General features: G+C 44.3%; 21 protein-coding genes and 1 other annotated feature. Of the genes, 18 read left to right on the forward strand and 3 right to left on the reverse strand.

Annotated elements, in window-relative coordinates; translation table 11 throughout:
* Window positions 1-14: 14 nt before the first annotated feature.
* Complete coding sequence (gene leuS / locus AMICO_RS03455) at window positions 15-2501, forward strand: leucine--tRNA ligase (protein WP_013048089.1); 2487 nt, start codon at window positions 15-17, stop codon at window positions 2499-2501.
* Window positions 2501-3439: a DNA polymerase III subunit delta gene (gene holA / locus AMICO_RS03460; protein ID WP_013048090.1), complete on the forward strand. Its 939-nt coding sequence runs from the start codon at window positions 2501-2503 to the stop codon at window positions 3437-3439. Before leuS ends, holA begins: the two co-directional genes overlap by 1 nt.
* Window positions 3440-3501: 62 nt before the next feature.
* Here the strand turns inward: holA and rpsT are convergent, their stop codons facing one another.
* Window positions 3502-3792: a 30S ribosomal protein S20 gene (gene rpsT, locus AMICO_RS03465; RefSeq protein ID WP_013048091.1), complete on the reverse strand. Its 291-nt coding sequence runs from the start codon at window positions 3790-3792 to the stop codon at window positions 3502-3504.
* Between the two features lie 98 nt (window positions 3793-3890).
* On the opposite strand from rpsT, the gene AMICO_RS03470 reads away from it, so the two are divergent.
* The 8 genes from AMICO_RS03470 (at window position 3891) to AMICO_RS03505 (ending at window position 10468) form a co-directional block, all read left to right on the forward strand.
* A complete protein-coding gene (locus AMICO_RS03470) occupies window positions 3891-5858 on the forward strand; it encodes an ATP-dependent DNA helicase (protein WP_013048092.1) in 1968 nt (655 codons plus the stop codon).
* Between the two features lie 119 nt (window positions 5859-5977).
* Window positions 5978-6067, forward strand: a complete 90-nt coding sequence (locus AMICO_RS03475; RefSeq protein ID WP_420794732.1) for a 50S ribosomal protein L34 — start codon at window positions 5978-5980, stop codon at window positions 6065-6067.
* Window positions 6068-6069: 2 nt separating this feature from the next.
* A complete protein-coding gene (gene rnpA / locus AMICO_RS03480) occupies window positions 6070-6465 on the forward strand; it encodes a ribonuclease P protein component (RefSeq protein ID WP_052292795.1) in 396 nt (131 codons plus the stop codon).
* 6 nt (window positions 6466-6471) lie between these two features.
* Window positions 6472-6732 carry a membrane protein insertion efficiency factor YidD gene (gene yidD / locus AMICO_RS03485; RefSeq protein ID WP_013048094.1) on the forward strand — a complete coding sequence of 87 codons (261 nt, stop codon included), beginning with the start codon at window positions 6472-6474 and terminating at the stop codon, window positions 6730-6732.
* A 14-nt stretch (window positions 6733-6746) separates the two neighbouring features.
* On the forward strand, window positions 6747-7538 hold the full coding sequence (locus AMICO_RS03490) for a YidC/Oxa1 family membrane protein insertase (RefSeq protein WP_013048095.1): 792 nt from the start codon (window positions 6747-6749) through the stop codon (window positions 7536-7538).
* 41 nt (window positions 7539-7579) lie between these two features.
* Window positions 7580-8212, forward strand: a complete 633-nt coding sequence (gene jag, locus AMICO_RS03495) for an RNA-binding cell elongation regulator Jag/EloR (RefSeq protein ID WP_013048096.1) — start codon at window positions 7580-7582, stop codon at window positions 8210-8212.
* A 6-nt stretch (window positions 8213-8218) separates the two neighbouring features.
* Window positions 8219-8995, forward strand: coding sequence for a prolipoprotein diacylglyceryl transferase (locus tag AMICO_RS09850; protein WP_083775764.1), 777 nt, complete (start codon window positions 8219-8221; stop codon window positions 8993-8995).
* Between the two features lie 78 nt (window positions 8996-9073).
* Entirely contained in the window at window positions 9074-10468 is a 1395-nt protein-coding gene (locus AMICO_RS03505; RefSeq protein ID WP_013048098.1) for a Do family serine endopeptidase, read from the forward strand.
* Between the two features lie 79 nt (window positions 10469-10547).
* On the opposite strand, the gene AMICO_RS03510 is transcribed toward AMICO_RS03505, so the two are convergent.
* Both AMICO_RS03510 and AMICO_RS03515 read right to left on the reverse strand, forming a co-directional pair.
* Window positions 10548-11471 carry a sensor histidine kinase gene (locus AMICO_RS03510; RefSeq protein ID WP_169302795.1) on the reverse strand — a complete coding sequence of 308 codons (924 nt, stop codon included), beginning with the start codon at window positions 11469-11471 and terminating at the stop codon, window positions 10548-10550.
* Window positions 11472-11681: 210 nt separating this feature from the next.
* Complete coding sequence (locus AMICO_RS03515; RefSeq protein WP_013048100.1) at window positions 11682-12362, reverse strand: response regulator transcription factor; 681 nt, start codon at window positions 12360-12362, stop codon at window positions 11682-11684.
* A 258-nt stretch (window positions 12363-12620) separates the two neighbouring features.
* Between AMICO_RS03515 and rpsO the strand changes: the two genes are divergently transcribed.
* The 8 genes from rpsO (at window position 12621) to AMICO_RS03555 (ending at window position 20701) form a co-directional block, all read left to right on the forward strand.
* A complete protein-coding gene (gene rpsO / locus AMICO_RS03520) occupies window positions 12621-12887 on the forward strand; it encodes a 30S ribosomal protein S15 (protein ID WP_013048101.1) in 267 nt (88 codons plus the stop codon).
* Between the two features lie 134 nt (window positions 12888-13021).
* Window positions 13022-15268, forward strand: coding sequence for a polyribonucleotide nucleotidyltransferase (locus tag AMICO_RS03525; protein WP_013048102.1), 2247 nt, complete (start codon window positions 13022-13024; stop codon window positions 15266-15268).
* Window positions 15265-15705, forward strand: coding sequence for a dUTP diphosphatase (gene dut, locus AMICO_RS03530; protein ID WP_013048103.1), 441 nt, complete (start codon window positions 15265-15267; stop codon window positions 15703-15705). The genes AMICO_RS03525 and dut overlap by 4 nt, the downstream gene beginning before the upstream one ends.
* 51 nt (window positions 15706-15756) lie before the next feature.
* Window positions 15757-15986: a binding site (T-box leader), on the forward strand.
* A gap of 38 nt (window positions 15987-16024) precedes the next feature.
* Complete coding sequence (gene thrS / locus AMICO_RS03535; RefSeq protein ID WP_013048104.1) at window positions 16025-17926, forward strand: threonine--tRNA ligase; 1902 nt, start codon at window positions 16025-16027, stop codon at window positions 17924-17926.
* Window positions 17927-18113: 187 nt separating this feature from the next.
* On the forward strand, window positions 18114-18698 hold the full coding sequence (gene infC, locus AMICO_RS03540) for a translation initiation factor IF-3 (protein WP_083775765.1): 585 nt from the start codon (window positions 18114-18116) through the stop codon (window positions 18696-18698).
* Window positions 18699-18767: 69 nt separating this feature from the next.
* Window positions 18768-18965 carry a 50S ribosomal protein L35 gene (rpmI, locus tag AMICO_RS03545; protein WP_013048106.1) on the forward strand — a complete coding sequence of 66 codons (198 nt, stop codon included), beginning with the start codon at window positions 18768-18770 and terminating at the stop codon, window positions 18963-18965.
* 54 nt (window positions 18966-19019) lie between these two features.
* Window positions 19020-19379 (forward strand): 50S ribosomal protein L20, encoded by a 360-nt coding sequence (gene rplT, locus AMICO_RS03550; protein WP_013048107.1) that lies wholly within the window; start codon window positions 19020-19022, stop codon window positions 19377-19379.
* Window positions 19380-19381: 2 nt separating this feature from the next.
* Window positions 19382-20701: a TrkH family potassium uptake protein gene (locus AMICO_RS03555; RefSeq protein WP_013048108.1), complete on the forward strand. Its 1320-nt coding sequence runs from the start codon at window positions 19382-19384 to the stop codon at window positions 20699-20701.
* The last annotated feature ends 12 nt before the right edge of the window (window positions 20702-20713 follow it).

The following is a 20713-nucleotide window of genomic DNA, read 5'->3' on the forward strand; positions in this document are numbered from 1 at the left end:
GAGGAGGCAGATGCATGGCTTATGATTTTCTTTCTATCGAACAAAAGTGGCAGAAAGTGTGGGAGGAAGAGAACACTTTCAAAGTAAAGGCAGATCCGTCTAAGAAGAAGTTTTACTGCCTTGAGATGTTCCCATATCCTAGCGGGGCTCTTCACATGGGACATCTTCGGAACTATTCCATCGGCGACATGATGGCACGGTTCTTATGGATGAATGGGTACAACGTCCTTCATCCCATGGGGTTTGATGCTTTTGGCCTCCCAGCAGAGAACGCTGCTCTCAAGTATGGTGTGCAAGCTCATGAGTGGACCCATAAAAATATTGAACAAATGACAGACCAGCTCAAGAGAATGGGCTGTAGTTACGACTGGGATCGGCGGGTTGAAACATGTAACCCGGATTATTATCGCTGGACCCAATGGATCTTTTTGCAGTTTTTTAAGAAAGGGCTGGCCTATCGTAAAAAAGCTCCTGTTAATTGGTGTGAAAGTTGCAATACGGTTCTTGCTAATGAGCAAGTTGATAGCGAAGGGAAATGCTGGCGGTGTAATTCTCCAGTCATAAAGAAAAAACTTGAGCAATGGTTCTTCCGTATTACTGATTATGCTCAGGAACTTCTTGACGATCTCGATCAGCTTCCAGGCTGGCCGGAACGAGTGCGTATTATGCAAAGAAATTGGATTGGCCGTTCTGAAGGAGCTCGTTTGACCTTCACCGCCAAGGAATTGGGAGAGGAAATTGAAACCTTTACCACACGTTTCGACACGATCTTTGGCGTGACCTTCCTGGCCCTTGCTCCTGAGCATCCCCTAGTAGATACGATTCTTGAAAAAGCTTCTAATAAAGAAGAATTGGAAACTTTTGTAAAAACATGTATCAGCCAAAGTGAAATAGACCGTACAGCGGTTGGTGGGGAAAAAAACGGTGTTTTCACAGGGTTTTACGCCACCAACCCAGCTACAGGCGAAGATGTTCCTATATGGATTGCAAACTATATTCTTATGGACTATGGAACCGGGGCAATTATGGGTGTGCCTGCCCATGACGAACGCGACTTTGATTTTGCTCGTAAATACCAAATCCCTGTGGTTGCAGTCATACAACCTGCCGAGGGGGACCATCTCGACGGGGATACGATGTCAGAGGCCTTTGTGGATAATGGCATAGCTTTCAATTCAGGAGAATTTAATGGACTTCCCACCCAGGAAGCTATTGGCCGAATGCTCGATTGGGGTGAGGAAAAAGGTTTTTGTACGCGAGAAGTGAATTTCCGTATTCGCGACTGGCTTATTTCCCGTCAGCGTTACTGGGGGGCTCCTATTCCTATCGTTTATTGTGACCATTGCGGTATGGTTCCAGTACCGGAAAAGGACCTTCCTGTTTTGTTGCCTACAAATCTCACTGTTAAAGAGGGGGGGCGCTCTCCTCTCGCGGAGGCGGATGATTGGGTTAACACTACGTGTCCGGTTTGTGGAGGGCATGCCAGGCGAGAAGTGGATACCATGGACACCTTTATCTGTTCATCATGGTACCAGTTTAGATATGTAGATCCCCGTAACGACAAGAAAGTCTTTGAAACGGACCTGGCAAACTACTGGATGCCTGTAGATCAGTATATTGGAGGAATAGAGCATGCTTGTATGCATCTAATCTATTCCCGTTTCTTCACCAAGGTCTTTGCAGATCTGGGCCTTTGTAATGCCAGGGAGCCCTTTTCTAATCTCCTTACCCAAGGGATGGTGATTAAAGATGGGGCCAAAATGTCGAAATCCCTTGGCAATGTAGTGGATCCCGATGAGATTATTCAGAAATTTGGCGCCGATACGGCAAGGCTCTTTATCCTTTTTGCCGCACCTCCAGGAAATGACCTTGAGTGGTCTGAACAGGGAGTAGAAGGGGTACATCGGTTTTTAAATAGAGTGTGGCGCTATATTGAAGAAAATCTCGAGGGGCTCAAGAACGCCTCAATGGAAAGGGTTGAAATGGGCTCCCTCGTCAATAAAGATCGTCGGGATTTTAAACGAAAGATACATAAGACAATTGAGGATGTGACCCGGGATATTCAGGAAGAAAGGCAGTTTAACACGGCAGTTGCTCGTTTAATGGAGTTGTTAAATAGCATATACTCATGTTCACCAAAGGATGAAAAAGACTGGGGTCTTCTTCGTGAGGGTGTAGAAGTTCTTCTTATGTGCCTTAATCCTTTCTGTCCTCATATTACAGAAGAGCTTTGGCAGATGCTTGGAAATCAGAATCGGCTGGCTTTGAGTGCATGGCCAATTAAAGACGAAGCAGCTCTTGTCCTTGATTCTGTGACTGTAGTTATACAGGTAAATGGAAAAGTTCGCCATAAAATAGACTTGCCAGCGGGGCTCTCTAAAGATGAGTTGCAGCAAAAAACCTTGAATGAACCCACTATACAGAAGCGCATAGAGGGGAAAGATCTTGTTAAGGTTATAGTAGTACCAGATAAGCTGGTGAATGTGGTGGTGAAGGAGTAGTGCCCAAAATCGTAATTATAAGCGCCTCTGAGGTTTCTCAGAGGCGTCTTCTTTCTAAGACCCTTCAAAAATACACGATTCAGGGATATAGCCTTAGTGGCCGCAAGGAAGGAGGTTCCTGGCAAGATATCCTATCACTGGGAAAAAACCGGGTGCTTTTTAGCGAGAAGCAAATGCTTCTTGTTGAAAATGCAGAAAATCTAGGGGTATTGCCGGAATCTATGATTACCTTTTTCAATTCTGTAGAAGAATCTTGCCTTGTCCTTCTCGTTTATGATGGTAGTCCCTCTAAATATATTCCTAAAGAGGCCCTCCAGCGAGCAGAAATTTTGAAGGCCGAAGAAATTCCTTTCTGGCCATCGGCCAGGCTGCGTTGGCTCCTAAATTTTTGTGGGGACAGGCGCATAAATTTAGAAAAAGAGGCAGCTGCTTTGCTCATAGACTGGATAGAAGATGGAGAAGAGCTGCGAAGCGAGATTGAAAAGATTGCAGCCTTTTCTGATGGTCAGACAGTGACTTCAGAAATGGTAAGGGCACTTTCTTTTGATGAGGGGCGTAGCTCTATGCTTCGTTTTCTTGATGGGGTGTGTCAGGGAAATCGAAAAGAAATTTTGATCCTCTTCCCTCATCTTCATCAAGATGTCCCGTTTTTAATGTTAGTAACGGCCCTTTACAATCGTTTAAAACCAGTTATTTATCAATATATTTTCCCATCTCTTTCAGAAAAAGATATACTGGAGATGCTCAAGGTTCGCAGTTATGCAGGTAAAATGGCTTCGGAAGCAAGAAAAAATTATGATAAACAAACCCTTTTTGCCTTCATTGTGGAATTAACTGGTCTTTCTTATGGGGAAAAAACTGGCGCCGGAGCAGGTTGGGCTGGCCTTGAAACCATAGTTCTTCGCTTGATTGGCAGCATAAAAAAAGAAAAAAGCTGAGTCGTGGATATCCCTATCCTGGCTCAGCTAAAAAATTCAGAATTTTTATGGGTGGAAGCCTTTTATTCCTGGCTGCTCTCAGGAGCTGCCCCCGCTAGGGCCTTTACCTTGTTGGTAAGAAGCGACTTACGGCGAGCCCCAGTGCTACGGTGCATAACACCCTTCACAACAGCTTTATCAATAACGCTCTGGGCAACTTGAAGCCGTTTTCCAGCCAGTTCGGCATCCTGATTATTAACAGCTTCGAGAACCCTCTTGGCAGCCGTTTTGCATCGGCTTGTCCAGTAACGATTGTAGAGACGATTCTTTTCACTGGTTCTCATTCTCTTTTCAGCGGATTTCTTATTGGGCATTTCCTTCACCTCCTCCCATAAAACGCACCACATTTTAACATGCTCTCTGATATATTAGCAATAGAACAATGCTTTCGCCATAGAGAAGAGGTTGTAAAATGAACAGCAACATGCATCCGATGGATAAAATTTTTGCCCCTTCAGGGCTTTTTGAAAAAAATTTTGAGGATTATGAATATAGAGAGCCCCAGCTTCTTTTAGCTCAAAAAATATGGGACTCCTTTATGCAACAGAGAAATACAGTGTTTGTTGCTGAGGCCCCTACTGGAATAGGTAAAACCTTTGCGCTGTTGGCTCCTGCTTTAAAGTGGGCCTTGCCTCAGGAGAAAAGGATCCTCTTTCTCACAGCCGGAATTACCCTTCAGGAACAATTAATACGAAAAGACCTCCCCCGCCTTAAAGAGCTATTGGGATATGATGTTTCCTTTGGTCTTCTTAAGGGGAGGGGCAACTATGTTTGTGTCAGAAGAGCCCTTGAACTCGAACATGAAGGTTTTCTTTCTTTTGGAGATAGTGGTGCCGCCTCCATATACCTTTCTGAGTGGCTAAAAAAAACTCAAACAGGTGATCTTTCAGAGTTAAAACTTCCTTCCGATTTTCCAATATTTCCTAGAGTTGCCGCGCAAGTTCGTGGCTGCCTTGGACATCGTTGTCCTTATCGTGATAGGTGCTTTATTCAAAAAGCCTTAAAGAAAGCACAGAATTGGGATGTAATTGTCTCGAATTATCATATGTATTTTGCCTATGTAATGAACGGGAAGGGAACCTTCCCTGTGGATTTTGATGTGTTGATCTGCGATGAGGCCCACCGTATGGTCGATGCAGCTCGGTCGATTTCATCTGTAAGGGTTTCATGGGAAGATCTGGTTCGGCTTCTTAGAAGCAAAGGGGCCGCAACTGCCGAATCGTTCCTCTCAAATCGAGAGGAAGAACAAGGTGTGTTGCGGGACGAACTTTCTTCTGTCCAAGAAGAAGGAAGAAAACTTTTTGAGCTCCTTGAGGTTTCCATAGCCGACGGAGTGCTTATCCCTGTTCGTAACGAAGAGCTTTACCGTTGCGGATTACTGGTTTCTTCACATATAGAGACGGCCTTAAAAATGTTGCGTTCTATTGAAGAGCTGTGCAATGAGAAACCTTATGACGTGGATGACGGTCCTCTGGCTCTCGCCCTTGCATGGATAGAAGAGGTTCGGCTTTTTTCCCACTCTCTTCAGTGGTGTTTAGCAGTGGGCCATTTCCCTGAGTGGGCGTATTGGCGAGAAGGAGATGCCCTCGTAAGTGAACCTACCCTGTGCTCGGATAAGGTATCAGAGGGGATTCTTTCTCAAAAAGCAGAAAAGATCATTGCAATCTCTGCTACGATGACAGTAGAGGGATCTTTTGATTTTTGGAAGAGAGAAACAGGAATTATCCCTACAGATACGTATGTCCTAGAGTCTCCCTTTGATCTTGAAAAACAAATGAAAATACTCGTGGTGGATCTTGGTCTGAAAGTCATAGAAAAAGGCTATGACGAGCGGGTTTGTCGTGTAGTAGAACGTCTTTGTAATGACAACGGGGGAAGTTCTTTGGTTCTCCTCAGTTCCATGAGACTTGTTAAGAAGGTGGGCAATTGGCTTAAGGGAAGCCAACATCCTTACACAGTGTATGTTCAGAACGAATTACCCCGAACAGAACTTCTTGAACGTTTCAGATCAGATCTTTCAAGCGTGCTGATTGGGAGTGTTTCCTTCAGAGAAGGAGTAGATGTGCCGGGAGAAGGGTTGACCCAGGTTATTATTGACAGAATCCCCTTTCCTCACCCGAAAGATCCAGTTGTACAATCAAGAAACGAATTGGAAGGAAGAAAAGCTTTTGTAACAGTAATTCTCCCTCAGGCCAAAATGTTTCTACGTCAAGCTCTTGGACGCCTTATCCGATCAAAAAGTGATCAGGGCAGAGTTGTTATTCTTGATGGTAGAATTATTGATAGACAGGATTGGCGGATACGGAAAGATTTGCCCTTAGTTCCAATACAACGATTTACAGTCAAGAGTAATTCTGTTGCTCATGAGAAAACGGTGTGATATAGTATCAAGGCTGATCGGTTTCCGGTCTTTTGCATTGATGTTTTATTTTGTAACTGGGAGGTGTAGTCGTGAATAAAGGTACTTTTCAGCCCCATAATAGACCGCGAAAGAGAAAAATGGGATACCTCTCTCGTTCCAGTTCCCCCAGCGGATTGAGAATTCTTCGCAACCGGAGACGCAAGGGGCGTAAGCGTTTGGCTGTGTAGCTTTGAAGCTCGGATATTCACGCTCTGTGCGGCTCAAGAAGGGTTGGGAATATGATTATGTTTTCCGCACCGGCAGTCGCTTCAAAGGCGAGCTGGTGCGGTTGCTGTTTGTGGAGGCCCCCGACGATAGAACTAGGATAGGGCTGGCCGTAGGGAAACGCCAAGGATCGGCTTGTGTGCGCAATAGGGGACGGCGCATTCTGAAAGAGAGCATACGTCGTATTCTACCATGGGTAAAAGGAACATGGTGGTGTGTTTTTTCTCTTCGAACAGCAGGGCTGGAAGCAAATGCCTATGACGTGTATGATGATATGGTGGCTCTTTTAGGGCGTGTAGGGTTACTTGATGAGTCGTGGCCGGGGAATATGTGGGAGAAAAAGAATAAAAATGACGGATAGATTAAAATGTTGACAGAAATAGCCGTGACTGCTATTAGATTTTATCAGAAATGGATTTCTCCAATGTTAGGAAAGAATTGTCGATTTTATCCGACCTGTTCTCAGTACACCCTTGAGGCTATAGAAATGCATGGTATCTTGATCGGAAGTTGGCTTGGATTAATCCGTATAATGAAATGTGGTCCGTGGCATCCTGGGGGATATGATCCAGTGCCAGATTTTCCACTTAAGAGAAAAATATCTCCTAAAATCTACAATTCTGACTGAGGATGGTGAATGGTGTGGGTACTCTCTGGAAAGCAGCGGGGGATTTTATACTTCTTATCCTTGAAACCCTTCATAATTTAACGGGTTCATGGGGAATTGCAATTATTTTGCTGACACTGGCGGTAAGAATTCTTCTTCACCCTCTTACCCATAAACAAATGGTTAGCATGCAAAGGATGCAGAAGCTTCAGCCCCGCATGAAAATGTTGCAGGAAAAGTATAAGGATGACAAAGAAACACTGAATAGAGAAATTATGAGCTTGTATAAAGAAAACAAAGTAAACCCTGCGGCTGGATGTTTGCCTCTTCTTGTACAATTGCCTATTCTTATTCTATTATTCCGTTTGTTGATGAACTATAATTTTGGAAGTGTTCCTTTCCTTGGCTTCATTAGCCTTGAAGGATCTGTCCTTTCAACGCTGGCTCAGGCGGTAGCTCTTCCAGAAACAACTAAAATAGGTGTTATGGCTGTGCTATCTGGTGTTCTCGCCAACCCTGCGGGGTTGGCTCAAGTAGGCCTTTATCTGGGGAACCTCATGCTCCTTGTTGTTGTTGGTATTCTCACGTGGGCACAGCAGCAGATGAGTTCTACGGGGAATCCGCAGATGGCGATGATGAGCTGGTTTATGCCTCTCTTTCTCACCTTTATATGCCTTAGCCTGCCTGGGGGAGTTTTGTTGTATTGGGGAGTTTCATCTTTCCTGGGAGTAGCTCAGCAGTGGTGGATTACCAAAAAAACAAGTCAGGAAATGCAGGAGAAGCCAGTCTTACATAAATCTAAACCCGCAGGCAAAGAGGAAAATTAAAGGTATCCCGGGCATGGTAGAGTGTCGAAGGGGGATTATACATGACCGAGCAAGACAAGTTTATTATGGAAGTCAGCTCCATAGACGAAGCTAAAACATTGGCCGCGGCCAAGCTGGGATTAAATCCGGAGGACTTCCTTGTTAAGATAATCGAAGAAGAAAAAAGTTTTTTTGGTCTATTGGGGAGAAAATTAAGGGTAGAAGTATGGACTGAGCTGCCGGTATCAGTCTTAAAGGGGCAAGAACTGGCGGGGGATCTTATTAAACGTATGAGACTTTCCCTCTCTGTAAACGAGGAAGATGGTTTTTTGAACCTTTCTGGTGATGATGCTGGAATTATTATTGGAAAGTACGGCGAAACTCTGAAAGCCATGGAGTATCTCCTCAATCTTATGATGCGTGACGAGACCAGAGAGACCCGTATCAAATTAGATAGTGACGGGTATAGAGCCAGACGGGAGGCAAGTCTGAAACGCCTGGCCCTAGCAGCTGCCAGAAAAGTGGAAAAAAGGGGCAAACCTGCCTATCTTGAACCCATGTCCAGTTGGGAACGACGCATTATCCATTTGGCATTGAAAGATACAGATAGCGTAATGACACGCTCTGTAGGAGAAGAGCCGTCTCGCAAAGTAGTAGTTTGCCCAGCCCATTCTACAAGAAGCAAACGCCGTTAACACACTATGTATCCGGAACTATTCTCTATAAGGAATTTTACGATCCACAGCTATTACGTGCTGTGGATCGTTGCGTTAGTGACGGCTTTTCTCTGGACGTATAAAAGAGGAATTCAGTACTACGGCATCCCTCCCTCTAAAATGGGGCACTTGTTGGGAATGGTTGCTTTGGGAATTATTGCGGGTATATGTACTGGCATGGGTATTCATCTTGGTCGAGAAGCTGTATTTCAAGATCCCCTTAGCATACTTCATTTTTGGAAAGGAGGAATGTCTTCTTATTACAGTTTCATAGGCGGCTGTTGCTTTGCCTTCTTTTATATCTTCCGTACAAAATTGTCTCTATGGCGTGTTGCAGAATCGGCATCCCTCCCCTCCGCTGCGTTAATAGCTATTGGCCGGTGGGGCTGTTTTTTGAATGGTTGTTGTGGGGGAATTCCAACATCTCACCTTTGGGGAGTACGCTTCGCTATTGATCCGGAAGCTTTAATCCGCCATCCCACTCAGCTTTATTATTCTTTCGGAGCTCTTGCAATTCTCCTTGCGTTGCAATGGATTGAGTTTCGTTTAGGGGAAAGCGAGCGCTTTGTAAAAGCTGCATTTCTCTGGCCCCTATTTTTAATCCTTTGGGGTTTCTTGCGTATTTTTGTGGATCCACTTCGTATTGATTGGTACCTTTCTGGAATAGAAGCATCTCATAGAGGTAGTTTTTCCATGGTAATTGTAGGTGGAATCTGGCTTTCTTATTCTTGCTGGAAACTTATTCGTAAAATTTATGATTAAAGTATCAGTAAAAGAAACGATGTCCTTTTCAAAAAGCCGGATACAATAGATATGGAAAGTAAACGGAGGTGAAATAATATGAAAAGGATGTACAACACAATTGCTCTTCTTTCCATAATAGCTTTTGCTCTGAGTGCGATAAGCACTTCCTCTTTTGCTCAAGATGTTTTCACTGGGAACCCTATAGCGGTCATAGCGAAGGATGCTTCTCCAGCCGTGGTCAACATAGATGTAGAGGCTACAGTTACACGGTCAGTCTCTCCTTTCCCGAATGATCCCATATTCAAGCGTTTCTTTGGAGAAGAGTTTCAGCGTTTTTCTAGAACTATACCAATGAAAGGGCGTGGATCTGGCTTTATTGTTACAGACAACGGCCAAATTCTCACCAATAGTCATGTTGTAGAGGGAGCGGATAAGATTACAGTAACTCTTTCTGATGGACGGACCTTTCCCGCTGAAGTCCTAGGAACTGACCCTACTTTTGATTTAGCCGTGATCAGGATAGACGCCCGCAATCTGCCTGTGCTCAAACTTGGTGACTCTGACCGTATAGACGTGGGAGAGTGGGTTGTTGCCATAGGTAACCCTTTTGGCCTGGAGCACACTGTGACAGTTGGTGTCATATCTGCAAAAAACAGGAGCATTCACGCTGGAGATGTAAATTTTGACGGTTTTTTGCAAACTGATGCAGCTATTAATCCGGGGAATAGTGGCGGTCCCCTGATCAACCTTTCGGGGGAAGTTGTGGGGATAAACAGCGCTATTGTCCCTTATGCTCAGGGAATAGGATTCGCTATTCCTGTTAACATGGCGAAGCAGATAATGGATGATCTTGTAAAATATGGAAAGGTCAAAAGAGGTTGGCTTGGTGTGTACGTGCAGCCAGTGACGAAAGAGTTTATCACAGCTTATGGCTTAAAAGAAGAAAAAGGAGCCGTTATCAGCGATGTGGTGTCAGATTCGCCAGCGGATAAGGCAGGATTGCAGCGTGGCGATGTGATTATTGCTGTTAATGGTAACAAGATAGACAATCATCAGGATCTTGTTTTTAGAATACGCCAATTTATGGCAGGGGATACAGTTAATCTTGAGATAGTGCGTAAAGCAGAAAAGAAAAATATTTCTGTTAAACTAACAGAAGTTGCTCCTGCAGGAGAAGAAAGCCAGGAAAAAGGATCGCCTAAAACCTCAGAGCTTTTTAAAAAAGTTGGTGTTGAAGCAAGTAATGTTACCACACAGCTTCGTTCCCAGTACGGACTAAGATCAAAGGATGGAGTGGTTATAACCTTTGTTGAGCAGGGATCATTTGCTGCTCGTGCAGGGATTCGTGAAGGAGACCTGGTTCTGGAGGTAAATGGCACAAAAGTGTCTGATGTGAGCGACTTAAATAAAGCCGTGGGGAATAAGGACAATTCTTTAGTGCTTCTTTTAGGCCGGGGCGGGAGAACGTTCTTTGTTTCCATGAGTTTTTAAAACGCAAACTTATACTTATAAGTAAAGGGGCTGTCCTTTGAAGGACAGCCCCTTTACTTCGATTAAAAATATTTTATTATCACGATATCTCATATTCGGAAAGGGTGTTTGTATCAAGGGAAAAAGTCAAAGTGAAAGAGCTTCCTTTTCCCAAAGTAGATTGGATGTCCACTTCAGCTTTGTGCAATTCAGATATTCTCTGCACAAGGGGAAGTCCCAGCCCATATCCGCCTCCGCTTCGAGCTGTGTCCGCACGCCAAAAGAGGTCTCTGCACTTTTGAATAGCGTATTCATCCATCCCCTGGCCGGTATCCCAAATACGCAAATAGGCTTTCTGCTTTTTTATATCACTCCATGTTTCCACACCGATAGTTCCGCCTTCAGGAGTGTATTTGCTGGCATTGTCCAGGAGGTTTGTAACAACTCTTGTAAGAAGTTCAATGCTCCCGAAAACTGGGGCAAAAGAGAGTTTTTTCACCAGATGCTGACGTCTTGTTTTTTCAATGAGGGGAAACATGTTTTCACAGGCTTCATCAGCTGCCATAAGTAAATCCACCGATTCCATCCATTCTGGGCCTGAGAACTTTGAAAACCGGGACAACTCGAGTATAGACTCTACAATTTGTTGCATATTTTCGATCTGAACCATTATTTGCTGAAGCCGTTCCACGTAATAACTAGGTTCTCTAGTGGACATGAGCATTATTTCGATCTTTCCCTTGATGACGGCAATAGGAGTTCTAAGCTCATGGCTCGTATCTGCTGACAATTGCTTAAGTTGAGCAAGGGATTCTTCGTACTGGCGGAGCAGTTTATTAAGAGATTCGCGAAGCTCTACAAGTTGGGGATGATCCCCAAGAAAGGGTATTGTTACGCGGTCATTTTTTCTCTTCTTTTTTCGTAAGGATTGACACGTTTTTCGTAAGGGAGTGTAAATGCGAAGCTCAAGAAACCAGAGGGATATAAAAAAAGATAGTGCGCAACCGGCAAACAATCCTCCCATATAGGAAAAAAAGGAAGTTAAAGTGAAGGATGACGCTAACACAGCAAGGGACATAATTATAAAAAAAGAAATGGAAAAAAGGGACAACCTGAGGAGTTTCAGATTGCCCCTTTGGTTTGCTGAAGCCCTTGTTAAACGTATTTTAAAAGACCTAAGAAGTTTGCGAAGTTGCAAGTTCAATGCCTGATACCCTGGCTTTCCACTTAATGTTTAGATACAGTCTGGGCAAGTTACCTTGTACCCAACTCCTCGTACAGTTACAACCACTGTATCTAATCCTTGCTCGCGCAGCTTGTCTCTCAAATATTTTATATGTACGTCAACTACATTACTTGTCCCGTCATATTCTTTTTGCCAGACTTGAGAAATTATCTTTTCCCTGGTAAAAACTTGGTTTTCATGTCGAAGAAGCAATTCCAGAATATCAAACTCCCGTCTACGCAGTGGTAATATGGTGTTATCCACTCTACATTCCCTAGCTACTGGATCTATTGTCATAGATCCACAATGAAGGAGATTATGCTGCAACTCAGAAGTTCTCCTTAAAAGGGTACGAACTCTTGCAAGAAGCTCTCTGAAATCAAATGGTTTAACCAGAAAATCATCGGCACCCTTATTAAGGCCCTCTACCTTTTCGTCTACACTGTCTTTCGCCGTGAGAATAATGATAGGAAGAGTAGCACCATTTGAACGAAGTCTTTCAAGAACCTCTAGTCCGCTTATGCCAGGCAGCATGAGGTCCAGAACTATACACTCGCACTCCGGGTTCTTCGCTTTTTCCAGCCCTTCTTCTCCTGTATAAGCGCGCTCTACAGAAAACCCATTTTCTGCAAAGCCCTCGGCGAGAACCTGAACAAGATCCTTATTATCTTCAATAATAAGCAGTGACATGCTTATTACCTCCCCCCCGAACCAATTTATATTAAATGCTTTTGTTAACTCTCTATTATTTAACCATATACTTTAACCCATGTCGAGTGCAGAATTAGATTTTTTGAAAATTTATGTAGTTTTTCTGAATATGTGCGCAGGTAGTCAAAACATTGCCATATAGAAATATCCGTGGTAATATTCTTTAACCCATTACTAGGATCTACACAAAGCTGTATTTCTTGGTTTTCGGGATTTCATTAATTGAGGTGAACAATTATGTTGGAGAAGGATCAGAAACAGAGGATCATTGAAGAGTACCGCACCCATAATGTGGACACAGGGTCTCCAGAAGTTCAGATTGCCATGTTGACCGTGAGGATTCGTGAGCTTACAGAGCATATGAAGAACCACACAAAGGACTTCCATTCCAGGAGGGGACTTCTTAAGATGGTCGGAAGACGGCGTAAGCTTCTTCGCTATCTGAGGGAGAAAGACTTCAACAGATACCAGACTTTAATTGAACGCCTTGGTCTTCGTCACTAAAAAAACAGAATAAATTTTTATTCAAAGGTTTTTCTGTGCGAGAGCGGATATCCGCTCTCGCACTTTTTTTGTGGGATGTGTTATTCTTATCAAGTACAATACGAAGAGGTAGAAAATTAGAGGAGGAACAATGGATGAAAAAAGTATTTTCAATTGAGATCGGGGGTCATGAAATGACCTTCGAAACGGGGTGTGTGGCCAAACAGGCAAATGGTTCCATAGTGGCTAGGAGCGGGGATACAGTGGTTTTGACCACTACCTGCATTTCTGACACACCTCGTACGGGGATTGACTTTTTCCCCTTGCTAGTTGACTTTGAAGAAAGATATTACTCAGCAGGTAAAATCCCCGGAGGGTTTATCAAACGGGAAGGAAGACCAACTGAAAACGCCATTTTGAGTGCACGTGTCATTGACCGTTCTATACGTTCACTTTTCGATGAAAATCTTCGCTACGACATACATGTTGTTGCTACTGTGCTATCAGTAGATCAGCTTAACCCCCCCAGTGTACTCGCCATTAATGCAGCGTCTGTAGCTCTTATGATCTCTGAAATTCCGTGGGGAGGCCCCATAGGAGCTGTGCGCATCGGCTATATTAATGACCAGCTTGTAGTCAACCCTCTTGAAGAGCAAATGTTGGAATCCAAATTGGATTTGCTCGTATCTGGCCATAAGGACGGCATTACCATGGTTGAGGCGGGAGCTAACGAGGTATCAGAAGAGTTGCTCGTAGATGCTCTGGATCTTGCCCACACTGAAATTAAAAAGATTGTTGCCATGCAAGAAGAGATTCGGAAGCAGATTGGCAAGGAAAAGATAGATATTCCTGAACCAGAATTTTTTGAAGAGATAGATTCATGGCTAGGAGCAGAAATGCAAAAGCATGTATTAGAGGCAGTCAGTATTCACGAGAAAAAACCCAGGGCAGAAAAAATTCGTTACGTTAAAACCACATCTATCGAGCATTTCGCAGAAAATTATCCTGGTACGGAGGCTTATATTTCTGCGGCAGTTGACGAGATGGTGAAGAAAACAATGCGGTCCCGCATTCTTAATGAGCGAGAGCGGGCTGATGGTCGGGCAATGGATGAGATTCGCCCGATTACATGTGAAGTGGGAGTTTTGCCTCGTGTGCATGGTTCAGCTCTTTTTACCCGGGGCGAAACTCAGGCCCTCGTTGTGGCTACTTTGGGGATGATGGGAGTAGATGACCAGATTCTTGACGGCCTTAAACAGGACGAACCGAACAAGAGGTTCATCCTTCACTATAACTTTCCCCCCTATTCAGTTGGAGAAGTTCGTCCCATGCGGGGTCCGGGACGTCGTGAAATAGGGCATGGCGCCTTGGCTGAACGGGCTCTTCGCCCTATAATTCCCGATGAGGTTGAGTTCCCCTATGTGGTCCGTCTTGTTTCAGATATCCTGGAGTCGAACGGATCCAGTTCTCAGGCATCTATTTGCGGGGGAAGCCTTGCTCTTATGAACTCCGGAGTTCCCATTAACAGACATGTCGCTGGCATTGCCATGGGGCTCATAAAGGAAGGGGAAAAAGTAGAGATCTTGAGTGATATTCAGGGTCTTGAAGACCACTATGGTGATATGGACTTTAAAGTGGCCGGAACCCGCGAAGGTGTGACGGCCCTTCAGATGGATAACAAGGCAGGTGGCATTACTAGGGAAGTTCTTAAAAAGGCCCTCAATCAGGCAAAAGAAGGAAGATTGTTTATACTCGAGAAAATGGAATCTGCCATAGAAGAGCCTTCCGGCCTTTCTCCTTACGCGCCAAGGATTTATGTGACCCATATTGATCCTGAAAAAATCAGAGATATCATAGGCCCTGGCGGTAAGGTCATCCGAGGCATTACCCAGGAAACAGGAGTGAAGATCAATGTGGAAGATAATGGAGAAGTATATATAGCCGGAACATCAAGTGAGGGTGTTGAACGCGCACTGGCAATAATAAAGGGGCTTACAAAAGAATTGGAGCCAGGGGAAATATATCTGGGCAAAGTCACTCGGATTATGAATTTCGGGGCTTTTATAGAGTGTTTGCCAGGCAAAGAAGGTCTTCTCCACATAAGCGAAATCAGCCCTCACCGTGTCGGCAAAGTGGAAGATGTTTTTGGTGTTGGGGATACAGTCCTTGTCATGGTCAAAGAAATAGACGATATGGGACGGACTAATCTGACACGCAAGAAACTGTATGACCAGGAAGAAAGGGTTATAAAAGAGGGATTCGGCAAAGCCCTTGAAGAGGAGAAGGCAAAGGAAACCGCTATTGAAGCCAAAGCTGCTTCCGCTCCCCGTCCCGCTCCTGGCCAGCGTCGTGGTGGAAGTCAGGAACGGCCGGACCGTAGGCAGGGTGGACCTCGTCGATGAAGCGTGTAATGGTTAAGGTCGCCCGGCGAAACATAGAAATACCATTACCGGAATATGGAACTCCCTTTTCTGCCGGGGTGGATCTTCGTGCGGCGGAGCCTCTTCTTCTAAAGCCTGGAGAGAGGGGAAGTGTGGGTACTGGTCTCTATGTTGAGCTTCCAGAAGGTTATGAAGCTCAAGTGAGACCAAGAAGCGGTCTCGCTCTTCGTTCCGGTGTTACGGTGCTTAACACTCCAGGGACTATAGATTCTGATTACAGGGGGGAAGTTCGGGTTATCCTTATTAATCTCGGACAGGAACCTTTTCAGGTTATGCCACAGGATAGGATTGCACAAATGATCATAGCCCCTGTGGTTCAGTTAGTATGGGAGGAAAATGAATCCCTTTCAGATTCAGTACGTGGAGAAGGTGGCTTTGGCAGTACCGGTGTGAAGTAAAAGAGTTGACATTCTTACTTTTAGGTAGTATAAATTTCGCCAAATAGAATATGTAAGGCTATGAAGGGAAGAGTAGTTTTACGACCACTGAACAGAGAGTGGAGGCCATGGGCTGAGAGCCTCATGCAGCAGGGTAGACCGAAGACCATTCCTGAGCCGGCATCGAAGCTTGAAGCTTTTTGGCGTAAGATGCAGGGGAACGCCCCTTACAGCGTAAAGAGGGCCAGCTTTATAAGCTGGAACTGGAGTGGAACCGCGATATAGCCCACATCGTCTCCAGAAGGAGAGATGTGGGCATTATTTTTTAGGGGTGATACGCATGTTCGAGCTTAAAAACGCCAATGAGGATATGATAGAAATTGAAAGTGGCAGTGTTCTTAATGTATTGAAGCGCTGGGAGATGCATAAAGGGGCTGTGGCAGCCAAGATTAACGGTCGTTATGTTGATCTCTCAGCTGAGATCGCAGAGAGCGGATTGTTAGAAGCTATAGATGGCGCCAGCGAAGAGGGGCTTGATATTATACGGCACTCAGCAGCTCACCTTATGGCTCAGGCTTTTCAATCTCTTTATCCGGAAGCTCACTTTGGGATAGGCCCATCCATTAAAAACGGATTCTACTATGATATGGAACTCCCGGAATCAATTTCGGAGGAAGCGCTTCCAAAAATTGAAAAGGAAATGAAACGTCTTGCGAAGCGTGCTTTCCCCATAGAGCGCCAGATTTTGAAAAAAGAAGAAGCGATTGCCTTTTTTAAAGAGCGTGGAGAAAAGTACAAAGTGGAATTGATAGAGGAGATAGAAGATGGGACTGTGAGTCTGTACAGGCAGGGAGACTATGTAGACCTTTGCAGAGGGCCTCACGTACCGAATACTTCATGGATAAAGCATTTTAAACTTCTTTCAGTAGCCGGAGCTTATTGGAGGGGCGATGAAAAAAACATAATGTTGACCCGTGTCTACGGAACGGCTTTTGCAGATGAGGAATCTCTTCAAACTTATATAACAAGACTTGAAGAAGCGAAGAATAGAGACCACCGTAAAATAGGCAAAGAACTCGACCTTTTCAGTATTCAGCCCGAAGGTCCTGGATTTCCCTTCTTCCACCCCAAGGGCATGGCTATACTGAACAAGCTCACTGAGTTCTGGCGACAAGTTCACGAAAAGAACGGGTACTGCGAGATTCGAACCCCTCTTATTCTTGATCGCAGTCTTTGGATTCGTTCTGGGCATTGGGATCACTATCGTGACAACATGTATTTTACAGAGATCGACGAGATGCCTTTTGCCATTAAACCAATGAATTGCCCTGGTGGAATTCTTATTTATAAAAGTCAGATAAGAAGTTATCGTGATCTTCCCTTGCGGATGGCGGAATTAGGGATAGTCCACCGCCACGAGCGATCAGGTGTTCTTCATGGTTTAATGCGAGTACGTTGTTTTACGCAGGATGATGCTCATCTTTACTGCACACCAGAGCAGGTTAAAGATGAGATCAAAGGGATTATGTATCTTTGCCAGTACATATATAGGGATATCTTTGGCTTTAAATATACAATGGAGCTTTCTACCCGTCCTGAGAACTCCATGGGGTCAGAAGAACAGTGGAATATAGCTGAAACTGCCTTGAAAGAAGCTCTGGAAGAAACTAATATGCAATATCGCGTCAATCCTGGTGACGGCGCTTTTTATGGTCCCAAGATAGATTTCCACCTTGAGGATTGTATCGGACGTACATGGCAGTGTGGAACAATTCAGCTTGATTTCCAGATGCCTGAAAAATTCGACTTGACATTCGTCGGAGCTGACGGAAAAGAACATCGGCCCGTAATGCTTCACAGAACAATTCTGGGAAGTCTGGAACGGTTCTTCGGAATACTCATAGAACAGTTCGCTGGAGCTTTTCCTTATTGGTTAGCGCCTGTACAGGTCCGTTTGCTTCCTATCTCGGAAGATTTTCTTGATTATGCACGATTGGTTCAGGCGAAATTGGTTGCTAATAATATCAGGGTTGAAATAGATAGCAGAGATGAAAAGCTGGGGAAGAAGATCAGAGATGCCCAGATTCAGAAAATCCCATACATGGCCGTTATCGGAGAAAAAGAAGTTGCCAGCGATCAGGTCGCGCCTAGAGAGCGGAGCAGAGGGGATCTTGGTGCAATGTCAATCAACAGTTTTATTGATGTTTTAATGGAAGAAAAGAATCCGCTACTTAACAAGTAATTGCCAGATTTCAGCAGCTGTGATATAGTTTCTTAGTCTAAAGAAGAGGCCCACCCTCTCACCTGACGACGCAAGGCGTTGTTGTCTGGTCGAAACCATAACACTCTTTGAGAGTATTGCTTTGTATGTGTGAGGGTCGGTGGAAATCCATCGGCCCTTTTTTATATTATCACGGAGGTGAAGTGTTATAGCCAAAAGAGAAGCAGGGGAACCCCGCGTCAATGATGAAATCACTGTGAGTGAAGTGTTATTGATTGACGATAACGGAGTCAAAATAGGTGTCACCAAAATAGAGGATGCTTTACGTATGGCAGAAGAGAGAAATCTTGATCTAGTTGAGGTGGCTCCCCAGGCTAAAGTGCCAGTTTGCCGTATCCTTGATTATGGCAAATATCGTTATCAACTGCAGAAAAAAGAAAAAGATGCACGAAAGAAACAGAAGGGACAAACCCTAAAAGAAATCAAAATGCGTCCGAAAATCGATGAACACGACTATAATTTTAAGGTTAAGGCTGTTATGAATTTCTTGAAATGCGGACACCGGGTAAAAGTTTCTATTTTTTTCAGAGGTCGTGAGATGGCTTTCCTTGATAAAGGGCGCAATGTCCTTGCAAGAGTGGTTCATGACACAGAGAGTTTAGGCAAGGTAGAAGCAGAACCTCGTATGGAAGGTCGTTATATGAGAATGATGCTCACACCTTTAGGGCCGACAAAAACAAAGGAAACAAACAAACAGGATAAAAATCAGGAAGAAGTTGAACAGTCAGAGTAATAATCTTACTGAACAACTCTTTGGTGTAGTGTTTTAGTATACTTAACAGTGTGAAAGGAGGGTATTACTATGCCTAAGTTGAAATCTCATTCAGGAGCAAAAAAGAGATTCTCTTCAACCGGAACAGGCAAGTTCAGCTATAGAAAAAATGGAAGAGGGCATCTTTTGACAGGAAAGAGCAGAAGTCGTCTTCGTCGTCTCCGTAAAACGGGGTATGTTCCAGAAACATTGGCTGGAGATCTAAAAAAGCTGCTTCCCTATAGCTAGGGGTCGATTTCACGTATAAAATAAAGAATTTATGATTAAGAGAGGTGACATGCTATGCCTCGTGTTAAGGGTGGTAGCGTTAGTAATAAAAAAAGGAAAAAGCTATTTTCCATCACAAAAGGGTATTGGGGCAAAAAGAAGAATGTTTATAGAAGAGCGAGGGAAGCTTTTCTTAAATCTCTGTCTAGAGCCTATGATGACCGCAAACTGAAGAAAAGAGATTTTAGGCGTTTGTGGATCACTCGTATAAATGCGGCTGCGCGGGCCCAGGGGATGAGCTATAGTTCGCTTATAGCCGGACTTAAAAAAGCGGGCATTGGAATTAACAGAAAAATGCTTTCAGAACTGGCCATCAACGATATGCCGGCCTTTGCAAAATTGGTTGAACAAGCCCGTAATGCGTTAGGACAGTAGTTTTGAAAACGTATAGTTCTCTCCGAGTAGAGAGAACCATTGTAGCAGGGTTCCTATCGCTGATAGTGATAGGAACCCTGCTTATATGGGCCTTTAATTTGGAGGGAGAGCACTCTATCGCAGTTGTAGACGCTTTATTTACGGCGACATCTGCTGTTTGTGTTACAGGATTGACTGTTGTAGACACCGGTAAAGATCTGACGTTATTGTCTCAATGGGTTGTCCTTGTCCTTATACAACTGGGAGGACTTGGGGTTATGACTGCCGCTACGACCCTTCTACTACTTTTCAGACAAAAAATAGGGATACGCCAACGTTTGCTTTTTGCGGGAGGTCTTGGACTCGATACGCCGGCAGGAGCCATTAAGCTTCTTATCCTCATATTGAAGATGACTGTTGCAATAGAGGTGGCTGGGGCCGTCCCCCTTTTCATAGCATTTGTTCGGGACTACAACCCGGCGCGGGCTTTATATCTGGCTTTATTTCATAGCATTAGTGCTTTCTGCAACGCAGGTTTTTCTCCTTTCTCAACGGGCTTGCAAGGTTATGCTCATACTTTTCTTGTCCCCGCCACTATTATGCTTCTAATTATTTTAGGTGGTGCAGGCTTTCTTGTTCTTTTGGGAATAGCCCGATATATGAGAAGGGGTGAACCATTGACACCTCACTGCCACCTTGTCATAAAGGTTACAGGTATCCTGATCATTGGCGGAGCTTTTCTATTTCTTATTTCTGACTGGAACGGGGCATTTAGAGGACTATCTCCAACTCTTAAAGTATGGAACGCTCTTTTTCAGAGCGTCACCCCTCGCACTGCGGGGTTTGATACTATACGAACAGCGAACTTTACAGCTTTGGGGGTTTTTGTTACCTGCCTATTGATGATCATAGGGGCTTCTCCCGGCTCTACTGGTGGTGGGGTCAAAACGACGACCTTGGGACTTTTAGTCTATTCGGCTCTTTGTGAGATGAGGGGAAGAAATAACATTGTTTATGCTAATCGTAATATATCCTTTAATAATGTGCGCAGAGCTCTTTCGTTAAGCCTTCTGTACGTTAGTACCGTCCTTTTGAGTATAGTGTTATTGTCTTTTACGGAAACGGCTCCCTTCCACACATTGATCTTTGAAGCCTTCTCCGCTATGGGCACGGTGGGACTTTCATTGGGAATTACGTCGTCCCTTTCTACAATGGGTAAAATTATTCTTATAATGTTGATGTTCTGGGGAAGGGTTGGTATCCTTACATTTATGTACGTAGTAATAACTCGAGAAACACGGGATAATGTGAATTACGCTGCAACAAACATCCCGGTAGGCTAGGAGGCTAATGGG

Origin of the sequence: Aminobacterium colombiense DSM 12261 (assembly GCF_000025885.1) — a bacterium.
GTDB classification, from domain to species: Bacteria; Synergistota; Synergistia; order Synergistales; family Aminobacteriaceae; genus Aminobacterium; species Aminobacterium colombiense.

Coding starts and splice junctions, on each gene's coding strand:
- leuS (WP_013048089.1), top strand. CDS start 15: ATGGCTTATGATTTTCTTTCTATCGAACAAAAGTGGCAGAAAGTGTGG.
- rpsT (WP_013048091.1), bottom strand. CDS start 3,792: ATGCCCAATAAGAAATCCGCTGAAAAGAGAATGAGAACCAGTGAAAAG.
- AMICO_RS03470 (WP_013048092.1), top strand. CDS start 3,891: ATGAACAGCAACATGCATCCGATGGATAAAATTTTTGCCCCTTCAGGG.
- AMICO_RS03475 (WP_420794732.1), top strand. CDS start 5,978: ATGGGATACCTCTCTCGTTCCAGTTCCCCCAGCGGATTGAGAATTCTT.
- yidD (WP_013048094.1), top strand. CDS start 6,472: ATGTTGACAGAAATAGCCGTGACTGCTATTAGATTTTATCAGAAATGG.
- jag (WP_013048096.1), top strand. CDS start 7,580: ATGACCGAGCAAGACAAGTTTATTATGGAAGTCAGCTCCATAGACGAA.
- AMICO_RS09850 (WP_083775764.1), top strand. CDS start 8,219: ATGTATCCGGAACTATTCTCTATAAGGAATTTTACGATCCACAGCTAT.
- AMICO_RS03505 (WP_013048098.1), top strand. CDS start 9,074: ATGAAAAGGATGTACAACACAATTGCTCTTCTTTCCATAATAGCTTTT.
- AMICO_RS03510 (WP_169302795.1), bottom strand. CDS start 11,471: ATGGGAGGATTGTTTGCCGGTTGCGCACTATCTTTTTTTATATCCCTC.
- AMICO_RS03515 (WP_013048100.1), bottom strand. CDS start 12,362: ATGTCACTGCTTATTATTGAAGATAATAAGGATCTTGTTCAGGTTCTC.
- rpsO (WP_013048101.1), top strand. CDS start 12,621: ATGTTGGAGAAGGATCAGAAACAGAGGATCATTGAAGAGTACCGCACC.
- AMICO_RS03525 (WP_013048102.1), top strand. CDS start 13,022: ATGAAAAAAGTATTTTCAATTGAGATCGGGGGTCATGAAATGACCTTC.
- dut (WP_013048103.1), top strand. CDS start 15,265: ATGAAGCGTGTAATGGTTAAGGTCGCCCGGCGAAACATAGAAATACCA.
- thrS (WP_013048104.1), top strand. CDS start 16,025: ATGTTCGAGCTTAAAAACGCCAATGAGGATATGATAGAAATTGAAAGT.
- rpmI (WP_013048106.1), top strand. CDS start 18,768: ATGCCTAAGTTGAAATCTCATTCAGGAGCAAAAAAGAGATTCTCTTCA.
- rplT (WP_013048107.1), top strand. CDS start 19,020: ATGCCTCGTGTTAAGGGTGGTAGCGTTAGTAATAAAAAAAGGAAAAAG.